Raw genomic sequence first — 16,716 nt, 5'->3', positions numbered from 1 at the left:
GATACGCGGAGACCGATCCGCCGGCGCCGCCGAACCGCCAGCACCGCCGAACCGCCAGCACCGCGGAATCCGCCCGTGGCCGGAACCCGCGTGCTCAGCCTGCAGCCGCGGCAGCCGCTCGTCCTGCCGCGCGACCGGAGAAGAGACACCCTCCGAGGAAGGTCCCCTCGAGCGCGCGGTACCCGTGCACGCCGCCTCCACCGAACCCGCTCGCCTCGCCCGCCGCGTAGAGCCCGGGGATCGGGGTCCCCGCAGCGTTCAGGGCCCGACCTTCGAGGTCGGTGTTGATCCCGCCGAGGGACTTGCGGGTGAGGACGTGCAGCTTCACCGCGACGAGCGGACCCGCGGTGGGGTCCTGCAGGCGGTGCGGTGCGGCCGTCCGGATGAGCTTGTCGCCCCGGTAGCCGCGCATGGAGCGCAGCATCCCGATCTGGGCATCCTTCGTGAAGTCGTTCTCCATCTCACGGTCGCGGGCGACCACCTCGCGACGCACGTTCTCGATGTCGAGGAGCTCGCCACCCGGGTGCTTCTGCATCTGCTCGAGCAGCGAGTCGAGATCGTTCTCCACGAGGAAGTCGGCGCCCTCGTCGAGGAAGGACTGCACCGGGCCCGTCGGGCCCTTGGCGAGCCGCGACTTCAGCAGCAGCCCGACATCCTTGCCGGTGAGATCGGGGTTCTGCTCGCTGCCGGAGAGCGCGAACTCCTTCTCCACGATCTGCCGCGACGTGACGAACCACGAGTGGTCATGGCCGGTCGTGCGCAGGTGCTGGAGCGTGCCGAGCGTGTCGAATCCGGGGAAGAGCGGCACCGGGAGGCGCGAGCCCGTGGCATCGAGCCAGAGCGAGGAGGGGCCCGGCAGGATGCGGATCCCGTGGGACGGCCACACCGGGTCCCAGTTCGTGATGCCCTCGACGTAGTGCCACATCCGGTCGCCGTTGATCAGACGGGCGCCCGCAGCCTCGCTGACGGCGTGCATGGAGCCGTCGACGTAGGCGGGCACGCCGGTGAGCATGTGCTCCGGTGGGGTGCCGAGGCGTGCCGGCCATGCGGCGCGCACCAGGTCGTGATTGCCTCCGATGCCTCCCGACGAGACGACGGTGGCACCGGCGGTGATCTCGAAGTCCCCGATGACGTCGCGCGTCGTCTCCTCACCGCGCCGGGCACCGGTGGAGGCGAGGATGCTGCCGCGGGCACCCGTCACGGTGCCGTCGGTCACGATCAGCTCCGAGACGCGGTGGCGCGGGAGCACGGTGAGACGGCCTTCGCGTTCGCCCTGCTCCACGGCGGCCGCGAACGGAGCGACGATGCCGGGACCGGTGCCCCAGGTGATGTGGAAGCGGGGGACCGAGTTGCCGGGGCCGATCGCGCCGTATCCGCCTCGCTCCGCCCATCCGACGACGGGGAAGAACCCCACTCCGCGCTCACGGAGCCATGCGCGCTTCTCGCCGGCCGCGAACTGCAGGTACGCCTCCGCCCACCGGCGGGGCCACTCGTCCTCGGGACGATCGAACGCCGCATTCCCGAACCAGTCCTGGGTCGCGAGCTCCAGGGAGTCCTTGATGCCGAAGCGACGCTGCTCGGGCGAGTCGATGAAGAACAGCCCGCCGAACGACCACCAGGCCTGCCCGCCGAGGTTCGTCCGCGGCTCCTGGTCCACCAGGATGACGCGACACCCCGCGTCGAGCGCCTCTGCGGCGGCGACCAGGCCGGCCAACCCCCATCCGATCACCAGGACGTCTGCGGACAGGGGCGTGTTCGTCATGAGTTCTCCGTTGATTCCTGACGTGAGCGGGTCTCGAGAGTGGGGCGTCCGGCGGGGCCGGCGCCGATCCCCGACGGCTCGAATGTGTTCACCATGGCATAGGCGGCGCGCTCCAGGTAGTCCCACAGCGTCGATTCGTGCAGGGGAGACAACTGGGCCTCGTCGACGGCCGTCCTCATGTGACGAAGCCAACGATCGCGCGCGTCCGCATCGATGTGGAACGGCATGTGGCGCATGCGCAGCCGAGGGTGGCCGCGCGTGTCGCCATAGGTCGTCGGGCCGCCCCAGTACTGCTCGAGGAACATCCGCAGACGATCCTCCGCGGGGCCGAGGTCCTCTTCGGGATACATGGGCTTCATGACCGGGTCGAGGGCGACCTCGCGGTAGAACACCGAGACGATCTTCGCGAACGTCTCGTGTCCGCCGATCTCGTCGTAGAACGTCACTTCTGGGAGCTCCCGTCGTCGGTGGGCTTCTTGCGGCGCCAGATGCCGCGGTCGGGGATGATCGGCACGCCCGTGACGGCATTCGGCCGGGTCTTCGGCGGGTTCGCCCCGCGCACCCGACGGGCTCCGTCGAGGCCCGTGGGCATGACGTCGGCCATGCTCGGCACGGCGATGTCCTTCTCGAGCAGGGCGGCCCGCAGGCGGCGACGCAGCTCCTGTGCGACGTCGTCCTTCGCATTGGCGCGAGCCTTGACCACGATGCGCACCACGAGGGCGTCCCCGTCGACCGACTCCAGGCCCCACAGCTCCGGCTTCTCGATGATGCGGGTGCGCCACTTCGGGTCCTTCGCCAGCCCCTGCGCCGTCTCGAGCATGATGTGCTCGACCTGCTCGAGGTCGGAGTCCGCGGGCACGCCCAGGTCGATGATCGCGCGCGCCCAGCCCTGCGACATGTTGCCGATGCGGGTGACCTCGCCGTTGCGCACGTACCAGAGAGTGCCGTTCACGTCCCTGACCTGGGTGATGCGGACGCTGACGTACTCGACGACACCGCTCGCGAGCCCGAGGTCGACCACGTCGCCGATGCCGATCTGATCCTCGGCGACGAGGAAGATGCCGTTCAGGACGTCCTTGACGATGTTCTGCGCCCCGAAGCCGAGGCCGGCGCCGACAGCGGCGGTGAGCAGGGTCAGCGAGCCGAGGAGGCTGTTGTCGATCGCGTTCACGATCAGCACGATGGCTATCACGACGAGCATCACGTTCACGATGTTCTGCAGGATCGTGCCGAGCGTCCTCGTGCGCTGCACCAGACGCATGTCGGCGAGCGGCGATCGTTCCAGAGCCTGCGTGTCGTCGACCGAGGCCTTGCTCTTCGCACTGTCCACGATGCGGTGCACGACGCGCCGGATCACGATCCGCAGGACGAGGCCGATCACGACGCAGGCCGCGATGATGATCGCGATGGCCAGGGCCTTCTTGCCGAGCTCGATCAGACCTTCCGAGAGGTCCGCCCACATCTTGGGGATCTCGACGGGATCGGGGGCAGGGGTGGTCGTGAAGGGGAGCATCATCACTTCCAGATCCTAGCGATCCGGCCTCTGTGCCGGCTGGGTGATCCGCCATGCGAAAACGGAGACCATCCGCTCCCGTCAGGGCGAGTCCCGGTGGGACAGGCCGTCTGAGGGCGAGATGGTCTCCGTTTCGGTGCGGTCAGCGCGGGGGAGCGGTCAGTCCTCCGCGTCGCGCGACTGTGCGGCCAGCGCACGCTCGACGTCGGCGAGGTTCTCGAGGACGAGGCGTCGCAGTGCGGGCGCGGCATCCTGGTTCGCCGCCAGCCACGCACGCGTGGCGTCACGCAGCGCGACGTCGGCGAGTGCGGTCGGGAACAGCCCGACGATCAGGTACTGCGCGATCTGGTAGGTGCGCGACTCCCACACGGGAAGGAGCATGTCGAAGTACGCGGGCACGAACTCGGCCAGCACCGCGGCACCGGCCGGGTGCGTGAATCCGAGCGCCGCCGAGCGGACGATCGTGTTGGGAGCGTCATCGCGCTCGATGAGCGACGCCCACGCGGCCTTCTTCGAGGCGGAGTCCGGGAGCGATGCCCGAGCCTGCGCGGCGAACTCGCCGCCCTTCGCGGTGTTGTCCGCAGCGAGCGCGGCGTCGATCGCCCCGGCATCCGTCGCGCCGATGGTGGCCAGGCCGACGAGCAGCTGCCAGTTCAGATCGGCGTCGACCTCGAGGCCGGGGAGCGTGTCCTCGCCCGAGCGCAGACGACCGATGATGCCGGCGTGCTCGGGAGTGACGAGGGCGTTCGCGAACGCGGTGACGAACTGCAGCTGGCTGTCGCTGCCCGGCGCCGCGGACTCCGCGAGGTTCCACAGACCGTCGGCGACCTTGAGGCGGGCGGCCTCGCGGTCGGCGGGTGCGACGTAGAGGTTCGCGGCGGTGCGGAGCTGAGCGAGCGTGGTGCGCACCGTGGTCGACTCGGTCTCGCGGCCGATGTTGCCGAGGACGAGGTCGAGGTAGGCGGATGCACCGGTCTCGGCGTCACGCGTCTGGTCCCAGGCGGCACCCCAGACCAGCGAGCGGGCCAGCGGGTCGTGGATGTCGGCCAGGTGGGCGATCGCGGTGGCGAGCGACTTCTCGTCGAGACGGATCTTCGCGTAGGCGAGGTCGTTGTCGTTGAGCAGCACGAGGTCGGGACGGTCGATGCCGTGCAGCTCCGGCACCTCGGTGCGGTCTCCGTCGACGTCGACCTCGACGTAGTGCGAACGGGTCAGCGAGCCGTCCGTCAGCGTGTAGAAGCCGATGCCGAGACGGTGCGGGCGGATCGTGGGGTAGTCGGCCGGGGCCGTCTGCGTGATCGCGAAGCGCGAGATCTTCCCGTCGTGGTCCTCGGCGATCACCGGCTCCAGCGTGTTCACGCCCGCGGTCTCGAGCCACTTCTTCGACCAGGTGCTTAGGTCGCGGCCGCTGGTGGCCTCGAGCTCGGAGAGCAGGTCGCTCAGCTCGGTGTTGCCCCAGGAGTGCTTCTGGAAGTACTGCGAGACGCCGGCGAAGAACTCCTCGATGCCGACCCAGGCCGCGAGCTGCTTCAGCACGGAGCCGCCCTTGGCGTACGTGATGCCGTCGAAGTTGACCTGCACGTCCTCCAGGTCGTTGATCTCGGCCACGATCGGGTGCGTCGAGGGGAGCTGGTCCTGACGGTACGCCCAGGTCTTCTCCATGGCGTTGAACGTGGTCCACGCCTCGGTCCACTCGGTGGCCTCGGCGGTCGCGATGGTGGAGGCCCACTCGGCGAACGACTCGTTCAGCCACAGGTCGTTCCACCACTTCATGGTGACGAGGTCGCCGAACCACATGTGCGCGAGCTCGTGCAGGATCGTGACGACGCGACGCTCCTTGACGGCGTCGGTCACCTTGCTGCGGAAGACGTAGGTCTCCGTGAACGTCACCGCTCCCGCGTTCTCCATGGCACCGGCGTTGAACTCGGGCACGAAGAGCTGGTCGTACTTGGCGAACGGGTACGGCACACCGAACTTCGACTCGAAGTAGGCGAAGCCCTCACGGGTCTTGTCGAAGATGTAGTCGGCGTCGAGGTGCTGCCAGAGGCTCTTGCGGCCGTAAACGCCGAGGGGGATCACGCGGCCGGACGCGCTCGTCAGCTCCGAGAACGTGGACTCGTACGGCCCGGCGACGAGCGCCGTGATGTACGACGAGATGCGCGGCGTCGGCTCGAAGCCCCACGTCGCGGTCACGTCGTCGTCGTGCACGATGGGCTCGGGCGTGGGGGAGTTGGAGACGACCTTCCACGCGGCCGGAGCCGTCACGGTGAACTGGAACGTCGCCTTGAGGTCGGGCTGCTCGAACACGGCGAAAACGCGACGCGAGTCGGGCACCTCGAACTGCGAGTAGAGGTAGACCTCCCCGTCGACGGGGTCGACGAAGCGGTGCAGGCCCTCGCCCGTGTTGGTGTACTCGCAGTCGGCGTCGACGACCAGCACGTTCTCTGCCTGCAGGCCGGTCAGGGCGATGCGCGAGTCGGCGAAGACCTCGTTCGGGTCGAGCTGCTCGCCGTTGAGCGAGATCTCGCGTACCTCCCGGGCGATCAGGTCGATGAAGGTGAAGCCCTCCGGAGTCGCGGTGAAGCGCACGACGCTGCGGGAGCCGAACACCTCGGCGCCCTTGGTCAGATCGAGAGCGACTTCATAGGACTGGGTGTCGATGACGTCGCGGCGCTCCTGCGCTTCGATACGGGTGAGGTTCTCTCCAGGCACAGCTGTACTCCCAGGGGTGAGGGGATGCCACCGGGGCTCGGCGCAGTTGGCGCCGACGGCAACCCTGACAGCCTACGCCAGTGCCGTGGATGCCCTCGATCCTCGACGTCATGCGGGGCCGTGGATAGAAACGGTGGACGACGGACGCCACCGCTCCGTCGAGGTGGAAGGATGGAGGGGTGACTGCGATCGAGCCGAATGCCGTTCCCTTTGCCTCTCCTGCTGCCGCCGGTGGTGCGCCCTTCGTGACCACGCCGGTCGCCTACGACGCGATCCTGCTCGCCGGATTCGGCGGGCCGGAGGGCCAGGAGGACGTGATCCCGTTCCTCCGGAACGTGACCCGCGGGCGCGGGATCCCCGACGAACGGCTCGAGGAGGTCGCGCATCACTATCGCCACTTCGGCGGGGTGAGCCCGATCAACGGCCAGAACCGCGTGCTCAAGGAGGCGCTCCAGAACGCCCTCGTCGAGCGCGGCATCACGCTCCCCGTCTACTGGGGGAACCGCAACTGGGCTCCGTATCTGGAAGAGGTCGTGACCGAGGCGTCGACCAACGGCCACAACACGCTCCTGGCCTTCGCGACCAGCGCCTACAGCTCCTTCTCCAGCTGCCGTCAGTACCGTGAGGACTTCGCCCGCATCCTGGAGGAGACGGGACTGGGGGAGACCGTCACGATCGACAAGATCCGTCCCTTCTACGACCACCCCGGCTTCGTCGAAGCGTTCGAGACGGGTGTCCGCGAGGCGGTCGAGGGCTTCCTCGCCGACGGGATCGCCCCGGCCGACATCCAGATCCTGTTCTCCACCCACAGCATCCCGACGGCCGACGCCGAGCGGTCCGGCGCGCGCGACATCGAGTGGGGTGAGGGCGGCGCGTACGCCGCCCAGCACCTGGCTGTCGCCGCCTGGGTCATGGACCGCGTCCGCCAGACCGTTCCGGCCGCGGCCGACGTGTCCTGGGAGCTCGTCTACCAGTCCCGTTCCGGCCCCGCTTCGCAGCCGTGGCTCGAGCCCGACGTCTGCGACGTCATCGGCGAACTGCCCGCGCGCGGACGCAAGGCCGTCGCCGTCGTCCCGGTGGGGTTCATGAGCGATCACATGGAGGTCCTGTGGGATCTCGACACCGAGGCGGCCGAGGCGGCGGAGGAGGCCGGTCTCGCCTTCACGCGCACCCCGACGCCGGGAGTCGCTCCCGCCTTCGTCGCGGGCATCGTCGACCTCATCGAGGAGCGCCTCCAGGGGCGTCCCAACGAGGAGCGTGCGCACGTGACGTCGCTTCCCGGCGGTTTCGACGTCTGCCGCCCCGGCTGCTGCGAGAACATCCGCGCGGGCTTCAAGCCGGCCGCCGCCGGCGTCGCGCCGTGACACCCCGGTTCGTCGGCGGGCACTTCTAGGATGGAAGCCATGCGCATCCACATCGCCACCGACCACGCGGGACTCGACTTCTCCACGAAGCTGCAGGAGCACCTGCGCACGGCGGGGCACGAGGTCGTCGATCACGGACCGATCGAGTACGACGCGGTGGACGACTACCCGGCGTTCTGCATCCGGGCGGCGCAGGCGGTCATCTCCGACCAGCGCGCCGGTGTCGAGGCTCTCGGCGTTGTCTTCGGCGGTTCGGGCAACGGCGAGCAGATCGCCGCCAACAAGGTCGAAGGCGTGCGCGCCGCCCTCGTGTGGAACCTCTCCACGGCGGAGCTGGCACGCGAGCACAACGACGCCAACGTCATCTCCATCGGCGCACGGCAGCACACCTACGACGAGGTGACGTCGTTCATCGACCGCTTCATCGAGACCCCGTTCTCCGGTGACGAGCGGCATGTGCGCCGCATCGGTCAGATCGCGGACTTCGAGCGCGACGGCTCCCTCCTTCCGGACCCGCGGGCCTGAGATGCCCGAGGGTCATTCCGTCCACCGGATCGCTCGGCAGTTCGACCGCAACTTCGTCGGCAAGACCCTGAGCGCCTCCAGCCCGCAGGGCCGGTTCGCCGAGGGCGCCGCTGTCCTCGACGGACGGGCGGCGGTCAGCGTGCAGGCCGTCGGAAAGCAGATGTTCCTCGAGACGGAGGGCGACCTCTGGCTCCGCGTGCACCTCGGCCTCTACGGCGCCTGGGACTTCGCCGGCGAGATCGTCGTCGATCCGACCATCGCCTCGGCCAACGGCCGGATGGGACAGACGAACCAGCGCGGCACGGTGCTCGATGAGCCGATCCTCGACGATGCCGGGGAGAACTCGCTCGCGTCGATCGGCGCCCCTCGGCGCACCCGCGTGCACGTGCGCATGTCGGAGCAGACGAAAGGCCTCGCGGACGAGGGCATGGAGTGGCCCCCGCCGGTCGTCGGGCAGGTGCGTCTCCGACTGATGACCGACATCACCGCCGCCGATCTGCGCGGACCGACGGCCTGCGTGCTGCAGACGCCGGAGGAGATGCTGGCGACCGTGGCGAAGCTCGGACCCGACCCTCTCGTCGGCGACCCCGTGGAGAACGAGGAGCGCTTCGTCCGCGCCGTCGGGAAGAAGTCGACCGTCATCGCGCTGCTGCTGATGGACCAGTCGGTCGTGAGCGGAATCGGCAACGTCTATCGCGCCGAGATGCTGTTCCGCCAGCGTCTGAACCCGCACACTCCGGGACGGGACGTTCCCGAGGAGATCGTGCGTGCACTCTGGCACGACTGGGTGCGACTCCTTGCGATCGGGGTCGAGACCGGCCAGATGATGACGATGGACGGGCTCACGGGCGCGGACTATCGCGCGGCGATGGCGAATCGCGACGACCGGCACTGGGTCTACCACCGCGCGGGCCTGCCGTGCCGGATCTGCGGCACCGAGATCGCTCTCGAGGAGATCGGCGCCCGCAAGCTCTACTGGTGCCCGCGTTGCCAGGCGTGACCCCGCCCCCGATCGACACAACGGTTCTAGGCTGAACGGATGCGACAGAATCCCAGCTTCACGCTGGCCGATGTGCCCGAGATCCGCCGAGTGATCGAGGCGAATCCGTGGGCGACGATCATGAGTGCCGCCGACGAGGGGCTGGTCGCCTCGCACTACGCCGTGCTCCTGGACGACGCGCGCGACGACCTCACCGTCGTCGGTCACGTCGGGCGCCCGGATGATCTGATCCACGGGATGGGGGCGCGCGAGCTCCTCATCGTCTTCCAGGGACCGCACGGCTACATCTCGCCTGGGTGGTACGGCGATGTCCCGGCGGTCCCCACGTGGAACTACACCGCGGTGCACCTCGCGGGCGTGCCGGAGATCCTCACCGCCGAGGAGAATCTCATGGTCCTCGACCGACTGGTGGAGCGATTCGAGTCGAGGATGCCGGAGCCGCGCCGGATGTGGGAGCGCCCGAACGACCCGGCCTACGTGGAGCGGCTCGCGGCGGGGACGGTCGGATTCCGGCTGACCCCGACCCGGGTCGTCGCCAAGAGGAAGCTCAGCCAGAACAAGTCGCCGGAGACGATCGAGACGGTCATCGCCGCGCTCACGGACGATGGCCCGTACACGAACCCGGCCCTGGCCGCGGAGATGCGGCGTGCGCAGGATGCGCGCCGAGGAGGAAAGCAGTGACGGAACGCGGAACCGCGATCGACACCATCAGGGCCGTGCGGATCGCCGGACCGGGACGCGAGTTCCTGATCGACGACGAGCCGGTGGACATCTTCATCGCGGATGGACGCATCGTCGACATCGCTCCCACCGGCGCGTTGCCGGCGCGGGGCGAGGTGATCGACGCAGACGGCACCTGGGCGGTGCCCGGACTGTGGGACAACCACGTCCACACCGTGCAGTGGGCTCTGACGTCGGAGCGCGCACCGCTGGGCCAGGCGGACTCCGCTGCGGCGGCGGCCGCGGCGATGAGCGACGTCGCAGCGCTCCCGGACGGGCGTCGTGTCGGGACCGGGTTCCGCGACGCCCTGTGGGCCGACCGGCCATCGCTCGAGGTCCTCGACGCCGCGACCGGCGTGGTCCCGACCTACCTCATCAACGCCGATGTGCACAGCGTCTGGCTCAACACGGCCGCCCTGGCGCGAGAAGGGTTCCGCACCGATGACGGGGTCCTGCGCGAGACGGACGCGTTCGAGATCTCCCGTCGCCTGAACGCGGTCGATGCCGCCCATGGCGACCGTGCGATGATGCGCGCGGGGGAGCAGGCGGCCGCGCGCGGCATCACCGGTCTGGTCGACTTCGACATGGCGTGGAGCGCGGAGGCGTGGCCCCGTCGCGTCCAGGCGGGATTCGCCTCGCACCGCGTCGAGTTCGCCGTGTACCCGTTCGACCTCGAGCGCGCGATCGCCGCCGGTCTGCGCACGGGAGAGCTCCGCGAGGAGCCCGACGTCCCGGTCGCCGGACGGGGGCTCATCCATGTCGGCCCCCTGAAGGTCATCACCGACGGCTCTCTCGGAACGCGCACGGCAGCCTGCTCGCACGCCTATCCCGGCGATCCGGGCAACTTCGGGGTGCTTACGGTTCCGTCCGACGAGCTCGTCGCACTCCTGACCCGGGCGACCGGCTCCGGGTTGGCCGTCGCCGTGCATGCGATCGGCGACCGGGCGATCACCTCGGCGCTGGACGCGTTCACCACCACGGGTGCCGTCGGCTCGATCGAGCACGTGCAACTGGTGCGGCACGCGGACCTCGCCCGGTTCGCGCGTCTCGGCGTCTTCGCCAGCGTCCAACCGCAGCATGCGGTCGACGACCGCGATCTGGTCGACCGCCATTGGGCGGAGCAGACCGCGATCGGCTACCCGCTCGCCTCCCTGCGCGACGCCGGAGCGCATCTGCGCTTCGGATCCGATGCTCCGGTTTCCGAGCTCGATCCGTGGCACGCCATCTCCGCCGCCGTATCGCGCACCGACGATGAGCGGGAGCCGTGGCATCCGGAGGAGCGGATCACGGTCGACCAGGCGATCGAGGCGAGTGTGCGGTCGACCCTGCGCCCGGGGGAACCGGCCGACATCGTCCTCTGCGCCGTCGACCCGCGCACCGCGACGGGGGAGGGTCTCCGGTCCATGCCGGTCGTCGCCACGGTGCTGGCCGGTCACGTCACGCACACCGCGTAACCCGCGGAACGCACGACGAAGGGGTGGTCCTCGGAGAACCGAGGACCACCCCTTCGAGTGTCAGGCGACCTTGATCAGGCGGCGATGTGCGAGACCAGGAACCAGCGGTCCTTCTCGAGGCCGCGCTGGATCTCGATCGCGACGTCCTGGCTGGTCAGGTCGACCTCGTCGAGGCCTTCGACCGCAGCCTTGACGTCAACGAGGATGGCGTCGATGTCGGAGATGACCGCGCGGACGAGGTCGTCCGACGGGGTGAAGCCTGCGGGGACCGCGGTGGCGCCGGCCTTCTCCGAGACGGCGTTCACACGCGCGTCGATCGGCAGACCCAGGGCGACGATGCGCTCCGCGGCCGTGTCGGCGAAGTCGCCGGCGTGCGCGACGATCGTGTCGAGCAGCTCGTGGACGCCGATGAAGTTGGCGCCGCGGACGTGCCAGTGGGCCTGCTTGCCGTTGACGGTCAGGGCCTGGAGGCCGAGCACGACGGGGGAGAGGAACTGGGCTGCGCCGGCAGCCACGGTCGGGTCGATGGCGGTGGTGGAAACGGTCTGTGCCTTGCTCATCTTGTGCTCCTCCGGAACGGATTCTCGTATCTGATGTAGACAACGCTACTCAGCCTCAGACATTCCGCAAGCAAGCTGAGGCTCGGCTCACTTCCGCGTTTTTCCGCGGCAGTGAGGGTAGTCTCGCCTCATGAGCATCGCCGCCGAAGCCTCCGTCCTCGCCCTTCCCGGGAGCGCGCCGTCGATCGACGGATCGGCGTTCGTGGCGGATGGCGCGCGCATCATCGGAGACGTCTCGCTCGCCGCCGGCTCGAGCGTCTGGTACAACGCCGTGCTGCGCGGGGACTCGGCAGGCATCGTCATCGGACCGGGCTCCAACGTGCAGGACAACGTCTCGGTGCACGTCGACTCCGGTCATCCCGTGGTCGTGGGTGCCAAGGTCTCGATCGGGCACAACGCCGTCGTGCACGGGTGCACGATCGGAGACGGCACGCTGGTCGGCATGGGCGCGGTCATCCTCAACGGTGCCGTCATCGGAGCGGGCTGCCTGATCGCCGGCGGCGCCGTGGTCCTCGGCGGGTCCGAGATCCCCGCCGGATCACTCGTGGCCGGTGTGCCGGCGAAGGTGCGTCGTGCCCTCGACGAGGACGAGCGCGCCGGTCTGATCGCGAACGCGGACATCTACCTCGGCCACTCGCAGACCCACGCGGCGGCGACTCCGGTCTGAACGCCCCGACCGATAGGCTGAGATCCGTACGGGGCGGTGGCCAAGCTGGTTAAGGCAGTGGGCTCATAACCCAACGATCGCGGGTTCAAGTCCCGCCCGCCCTACCCGTCGAGTCCGCGCCCCGCTTCCGGGTTTCCCCGGGGCGATACGACTCAGGCGTGGTCTCCGGTGGCTCTGCTCTCGTTGCGAGCTCGCGCCACGGCGTCCGAAGGGATCACCAGGGTGGCCTGGTGGCCTGGTGGAGCACGTTCGCGGAGGTGCTGCCCAGCAGCGTGGCCTTGAGGCCCCGCAGTCCCCGCGAGCCGAGCACGATCAGGGTGATGTCGAGCTCTTCGGCCGCCTCGATGATGGCCTCGGATGCCGTCGAGACCGTCGATGAGACGAGCGGCTCGGCTTTCAGCCCGTGCGCCCGCGCGAGTTCCGCGCCCTCGGAAGCGACGAGCTCGGACGCGTCCAGGTCCGCGGCGGCGAGCCCCTGCAGGTTCTCGAAATCCGGGTGGCCCTGCAGATGGGCGGCGAAGCTCTCCATCGGCTGTCGGGCGTAGAGCAGGACGGCCTCGGCGCCGGGGAACAGTGATGCGGCGGTCTCGACCGCGCTCTTCGCATTCGTCGAGCCGTCGTAGGCGATCAGGAGTCGGGGAGTGGACATGTGTGTTCTTCTCTCATCTCGGGGCGGGGTGCCCGGGGACTCCCGGGCACCCCCTTTGCGGTGGAGCTGCCGGGCTCGCGTGCGCGGCAGCGTGATCGCTACACCTGGCGGGTGTCGATCGCGTGGGCGGACCTCTTCGTGCGGAAGAGGATCTGCGTGAGCAGGGCCCCGAGCAGCGCGATGGAGCCGGCGGCGATGAACGCCGCCGAGTACCCGCTCGTCAGAGCGACGGGGTCGTCGAGCTGCCCCGACCCGAAGCCTGCCGCGATCGCCGAGACCACGGCGAGCCCGATCGCGGAACCGACCTGGTAGCTGGTGTTGACGATGCCGGAGGCGAGGCCCCCTTCCTCGGGTCGAGCCGCCGAGATCGCGGTCTGCAGGGACGGGATGAAGGCGAGAGCCTGTCCGAATGCCACGACGAGGGAGGGCCCGAAGGCATCCACCCAGTAGTTGCCGTCGGGGCGGATGAATGCCATCCAGCCGAGTCCCGCGGCCAAGATGATCAGGCCGAGAACGATCGGGACCTTGGGGCCGACCGCCGCGATGATGCGCGGGGCGAGCACGATCATCCCGATCATGATCAGGATGGTCATCGGCAGCAGGGCGGCTCCCGCGGGGAACGCGGAGAACCCGAGGACCTGCTGCAGGTAGAGGTTCAGGAAGAACCACATGGGCACCCAGGCAGCGCCCAGCAGGACCTGCGCGATGTTCGCGGCCCCGAGATTCGGGGACCGGAAGATCGACAGGCGCATCAGCGGGTCACGCTTCACCCTCTGGATGATCACGAAGAGCACCAGCAGGACGACGCCGATGCCGATCGCGATCCAGGTCTCCGCCGATGCCCAGCCGGCGACCTCGGCGCGCACGATGCCGTAGACGAGGGCCGCGAGACCGAGTGTCACGGTGAGAGCCCCGAGGATGTCCACGGATCCGCGTGCGCCGAGCTTGCCGCCGGGGAGTGCCTTCCACATCACGGCCAGCACGATCACGGCGATCGGCACGTTGATGAAGAAGACCCAGGGCCACGAGGCGAACTCGGTGATGACGCCGCCGAGGAAGACCCCGGCGGTGCCACCGGCAGGGGCCGCCGCACCGTAGAAGGCCATGGCCTTGGTGAGCTCCCTGGGGTTGGAGCCGAAGATCATCATCAGCAGTGTGAGTGCGGCCGGGGCGATCAGCGCGGAGCCGACGCCCTGCAGGATGCGGCCGAGCAGTTCCACAGGGACGTTTCCGGCGAAGCCGGCCACGAGCGAGCTGATCGCGAGGACGACCCAGCCGATCGCGAACATCTTCCGCGGCCCGAAGAGGTCGGAGAGTCGGCCGCCGAGCAGCAGCAGACCACCGAGGGCGATGACGTAGGCGTTGAAGACCCAGGACAGGGTGTGCGGGCTGAAGCCGAGATCCGCCTGCATGCGCGGCAGTGCGACTCCGATGATCGATGCATCCATGATCACCATGAACTGCGCCAGGGCGATGAGGGTGAGTCCCCACCAGCGGGCGGGACTTCTTGAGGATGACGCTGACACGACGTGCTCCGTTTCGACGAGGAGGCAAGGAGTGGAGAGGGGAATCCCTCCTCCGGAACCATACCCTAGGGGGGTACGGTATAGATCCATCGACGAAGACACAGCGGAGTCGGCGAAGGGCGGGCGCAGACGACGGGGAACTCGCAGAGGGCCGATTGCACAGGACGACCACACAGGGCGACTACTCCGGGGAGGACTCAGCCTCGCGTGTCTTCTCCGTCTTCATGGTCGTCGACGTCGTTCTGGTGACCCGAAGCAGTGAGCAGCAGCAGGCAGCGGTGCTCGGTGACGAAGGGGTCCAGACGCTGCACCTCCAGCGGCCCACCGCTCTGCCGGAGCACGTCGCGCACGAGCTGAGCATGCACGTCGCAGACGAGATCCTGATCCTCGGCGAGTTGTCGCCGATAGCGGCAGGGGACGAGGTCGATCCGCAGCGCATCCTCATCGACGACGGGATCAAGGCCCACGTCGTCGAGGTGCTCATACAGCACGTCGACCTGGCGCAACGCGTCGGCGTCGAGTCTCCTCGCGCCGGCGGACGTCGTCGCGCGGTACATCCGGCCTCGCGTCATCGCGCCTTCGACACGCGCAGCGGCCACGGAACTCGATGACGCTTCGTGGACCGGGTGGAACACCACCGGCGGACGACCGCGCGTTCCCGCCCTCAGCGTCTCGCTCCGGATCAGGCCCTCGTCTTCCAGGACCCGGAGGTGATCCCGAGCGGTGTTGAGCGGGATGCCGCTCTCCTGGGCGAGCGCGCGGGCGGAGCGTCCGGGCTTCTCCTGGACGATGCGGAGCAGACGGAGCCGACGGGGTTGTGTCAGTCCGCGGAAGTCGTGAGCGCGACGAGGCATGTGGTGAGCGTAGGCGCGGCGACCTGTACGCGCTGGATGTTCGACCGGAAATAACCCGGTGGAACCGGCGGTGCCTTCGTTCACGGTCGGCGAGGGTGGAGATCATGACGAACACGAGAAGGGGAGTCATGACGCTCTCCCCGGAGTCCGAGTCCATCGTCCACGCCACCGCCGGGGTCGTCGCGCAGCATGCCGACGAGATCACGACGCTGTTCTACCGGGAGATGTTCGCCGCGCACCCGGAGCTGCTCCGCGTCTTCAACCGCGCGAATCAGGCGATCGGCGAGCAGCCGAAGGCCCTCGCCGCATCGGTCGTCGCCTTCGCCGTGCACCTCATCGACCCGGAGGCACCGGACTTCACACCGATCATGCAGCGGATCGCCCACAAGCACGTGTCGCTCGGGATCCAGGCGCGGCAGTACACGATCGTCGGACATCATCTCCTCGATGCCGTCGGTGTCGTCCTCGGAGACGCCGTCACACCCGAGGTGCGCGCCGCCTGGGACGAGGTCTACTGGCTCTTCGGTTGCTCCCTCATCGCGGAGGAGGCCAAGCTCTACGCGCTGGGCGGGACCGACCCGGAGCAGCCGTGGCGCGCGCACCGCGTCGTGGAGCGGATCGAGGAGTCGCCGGACGTGATCTCGCTGCTCCTGGCGCCCGTGACCGGCGAAGTGGCGCCGCACCGCACCGGACAGTACGTGGCGATCGCCGTGGACCTCCCGGACGGGGCGCGCCAGCCCCGCCAGTACACGATCTCGTCCGGCCCCCGCGGCGACACCCTGCGCGTGACCATCAAACGCGTGCGCGGCGATGGCGAGACGCCGGCCGGGCAGGTCTCGACCTGGCTTCACGAGAACGCGCATCCCGGCACCGTGCTCGACGTGTCGCAGCCCGCGGGAGACGTCGTCCTCGACGACGCCGAGCATCCGCTCGTGCTCGTTTCGGCCGGGATCGGCATCACCCCGATCGCCGCCATCCTCGAAGACCTGTCACGCCGATCGCCGTCGCGCACGGTGCGTCTGTTCCACGCCGATCGCGCGCACGACACCCACGCGCTCTATGCCACGCTCCGCCGCCAGGTGCTCGCGATGGAGGATGCCCGCGCACAGAACTGGTACGAGTCCGACGCGGAACTCGCGCCCACGCTGCACCCCGCGCTTCCCGGACGCATGGACCTCGCCGAGGTCGAGCTCCCGGACGACGCGGTGGTCTTCATGTGCGGGCCGCTCGCGTTCATGCGCGCCGCACGGGAGACCCTGATGGCCCGTGGAGTGCCGGCCGACCGCATCTCCTATGAGGTCTTCGGGCCGGACCTGTGGGCCCGGCAGCCCGGCACCGACGCCGCCTGAGGGCCCGCGCACGGCGTGGGCGAAGAAAGGGGCGGGGCGCTGTCAACCCCCTCCTCGGGAT

At 69.2% G+C, this 16,716-nt stretch carries 15 protein-coding genes and 1 tRNA gene; 8 read left to right on the top strand and 8 right to left on the bottom strand.

The window, feature by feature from the left end; genetic code table 11:
- Positions 1-94: 94 nt before the first annotated feature.
- The 4 genes from AC07VM_RS16150 to pepN form a co-directional block, all read right to left on the bottom strand.
- Entirely contained in the window at positions 95-1,762 is a 1,668-nt protein-coding gene (locus AC07VM_RS16150; RefSeq protein WP_494912224.1) for an FAD-binding dehydrogenase, read from the bottom strand.
- Entirely contained in the window at positions 1,759-2,208 is a 450-nt protein-coding gene (locus tag AC07VM_RS16145) for a globin (RefSeq protein ID WP_324170131.1), read from the bottom strand. Before AC07VM_RS16145 ends, AC07VM_RS16150 begins: the two co-directional genes overlap by 4 nt.
- Positions 2,205-3,278 carry a mechanosensitive ion channel family protein gene (locus AC07VM_RS16140; RefSeq protein ID WP_267418544.1) on the bottom strand — a complete coding sequence of 358 codons (1,074 nt, stop codon included), beginning with the start codon at positions 3,276-3,278 and terminating at the stop codon, positions 2,205-2,207. The genes AC07VM_RS16145 and AC07VM_RS16140 overlap by 4 nt, the downstream gene beginning before the upstream one ends.
- Positions 3,279-3,434: 156 nt before the next feature.
- On the bottom strand, positions 3,435-5,987 hold the full coding sequence (gene pepN, locus AC07VM_RS16135; protein ID WP_267418447.1) for an aminopeptidase N: 2,553 nt from the start codon (positions 5,985-5,987) through the stop codon (positions 3,435-3,437).
- A 179-nt stretch (positions 5,988-6,166) separates the two neighbouring features.
- On the opposite strand from pepN, the gene AC07VM_RS16130 reads away from it, so the two are divergent.
- From AC07VM_RS16130 to AC07VM_RS16110, 5 genes are read left to right on the top strand one after another with little or no spacing between them, the layout of a single operon-like run.
- Positions 6,167-7,351 carry a ferrochelatase gene (locus AC07VM_RS16130; RefSeq protein ID WP_494912222.1) on the top strand — a complete coding sequence of 395 codons (1,185 nt, stop codon included), beginning with the start codon at positions 6,167-6,169 and terminating at the stop codon, positions 7,349-7,351.
- Positions 7,352-7,390: 39 nt separating this feature from the next.
- Positions 7,391-7,876, top strand: a complete 486-nt coding sequence (locus AC07VM_RS16125; protein ID WP_267418449.1) for a ribose-5-phosphate isomerase — start codon at positions 7,391-7,393, stop codon at positions 7,874-7,876.
- 1 nt (position 7,877) lies between these two features.
- A complete protein-coding gene (locus AC07VM_RS16120) occupies positions 7,878-8,876 on the top strand; it encodes an Fpg/Nei family DNA glycosylase (RefSeq protein WP_494912220.1) in 999 nt (332 codons plus the stop codon).
- Between the two features lie 39 nt (positions 8,877-8,915).
- The gene (locus AC07VM_RS16115) at positions 8,916-9,557 is read left to right on the top strand and encodes an FMN-binding negative transcriptional regulator (protein ID WP_494912219.1); all 642 of its coding nucleotides are present in this window, start codon (positions 8,916-8,918) and stop codon (positions 9,555-9,557) included.
- Positions 9,554-11,050, top strand: coding sequence for an amidohydrolase (locus tag AC07VM_RS16110; RefSeq protein ID WP_494912218.1), 1,497 nt, complete (start codon positions 9,554-9,556; stop codon positions 11,048-11,050). The genes AC07VM_RS16115 and AC07VM_RS16110 overlap by 4 nt, the downstream gene beginning before the upstream one ends.
- 74 nt (positions 11,051-11,124) lie before the next feature.
- Here AC07VM_RS16110 and AC07VM_RS16105 read toward each other — a convergent pair whose 3' ends face one another.
- Positions 11,125-11,610, bottom strand: a complete 486-nt coding sequence (locus AC07VM_RS16105) for a Dps family protein (protein ID WP_494912217.1) — start codon at positions 11,608-11,610, stop codon at positions 11,125-11,127.
- Positions 11,611-11,740: 130 nt separating this feature from the next.
- Here AC07VM_RS16105 and AC07VM_RS16100 point away from each other — a divergent pair, with 130 nt between their 5' ends.
- Entirely contained in the window at positions 11,741-12,277 is a 537-nt protein-coding gene (locus AC07VM_RS16100; RefSeq protein WP_494912216.1) for a gamma carbonic anhydrase family protein, read from the top strand.
- A 30-nt stretch (positions 12,278-12,307) separates the two neighbouring features.
- Positions 12,308-12,381, top strand: a tRNA-Ile gene (locus AC07VM_RS16095).
- Positions 12,382-12,491: 110 nt separating this feature from the next.
- Here the strand turns inward: AC07VM_RS16095 and AC07VM_RS16090 are convergent.
- The 3 genes from AC07VM_RS16090 to AC07VM_RS16080 all read right to left on the bottom strand — a co-directional run bounded on the left by AC07VM_RS16090 (position 12,492) and on the right by AC07VM_RS16080 (position 15,306).
- A complete protein-coding gene (locus AC07VM_RS16090; protein WP_494912215.1) occupies positions 12,492-12,926 on the bottom strand; it encodes a universal stress protein in 435 nt (144 codons plus the stop codon).
- Positions 12,927-13,024: 98 nt separating this feature from the next.
- On the bottom strand, positions 13,025-14,452 hold the full coding sequence (locus AC07VM_RS16085; RefSeq protein WP_494912214.1) for a DHA2 family efflux MFS transporter permease subunit: 1,428 nt from the start codon (positions 14,450-14,452) through the stop codon (positions 13,025-13,027).
- A 197-nt stretch (positions 14,453-14,649) separates the two neighbouring features.
- A complete protein-coding gene (locus AC07VM_RS16080) occupies positions 14,650-15,306 on the bottom strand; it encodes a winged helix-turn-helix transcriptional regulator (RefSeq protein WP_494912212.1) in 657 nt (218 codons plus the stop codon).
- Positions 15,307-15,434: 128 nt separating this feature from the next.
- On the opposite strand from AC07VM_RS16080, the gene AC07VM_RS16075 reads away from it, so the two are divergent.
- Positions 15,435-16,655 (top strand): globin domain-containing protein, encoded by a 1,221-nt coding sequence (locus tag AC07VM_RS16075; RefSeq protein ID WP_494912211.1) that lies wholly within the window; start codon positions 15,435-15,437, stop codon positions 16,653-16,655.
- The last annotated feature ends 61 nt before the right edge of the window (positions 16,656-16,716 follow it).

Source organism: Microbacterium sp. GW821-FHT01D02, from assembly GCF_059422585.1.
This window is presented reverse-complemented; position numbering and strand designations above follow the sequence as displayed.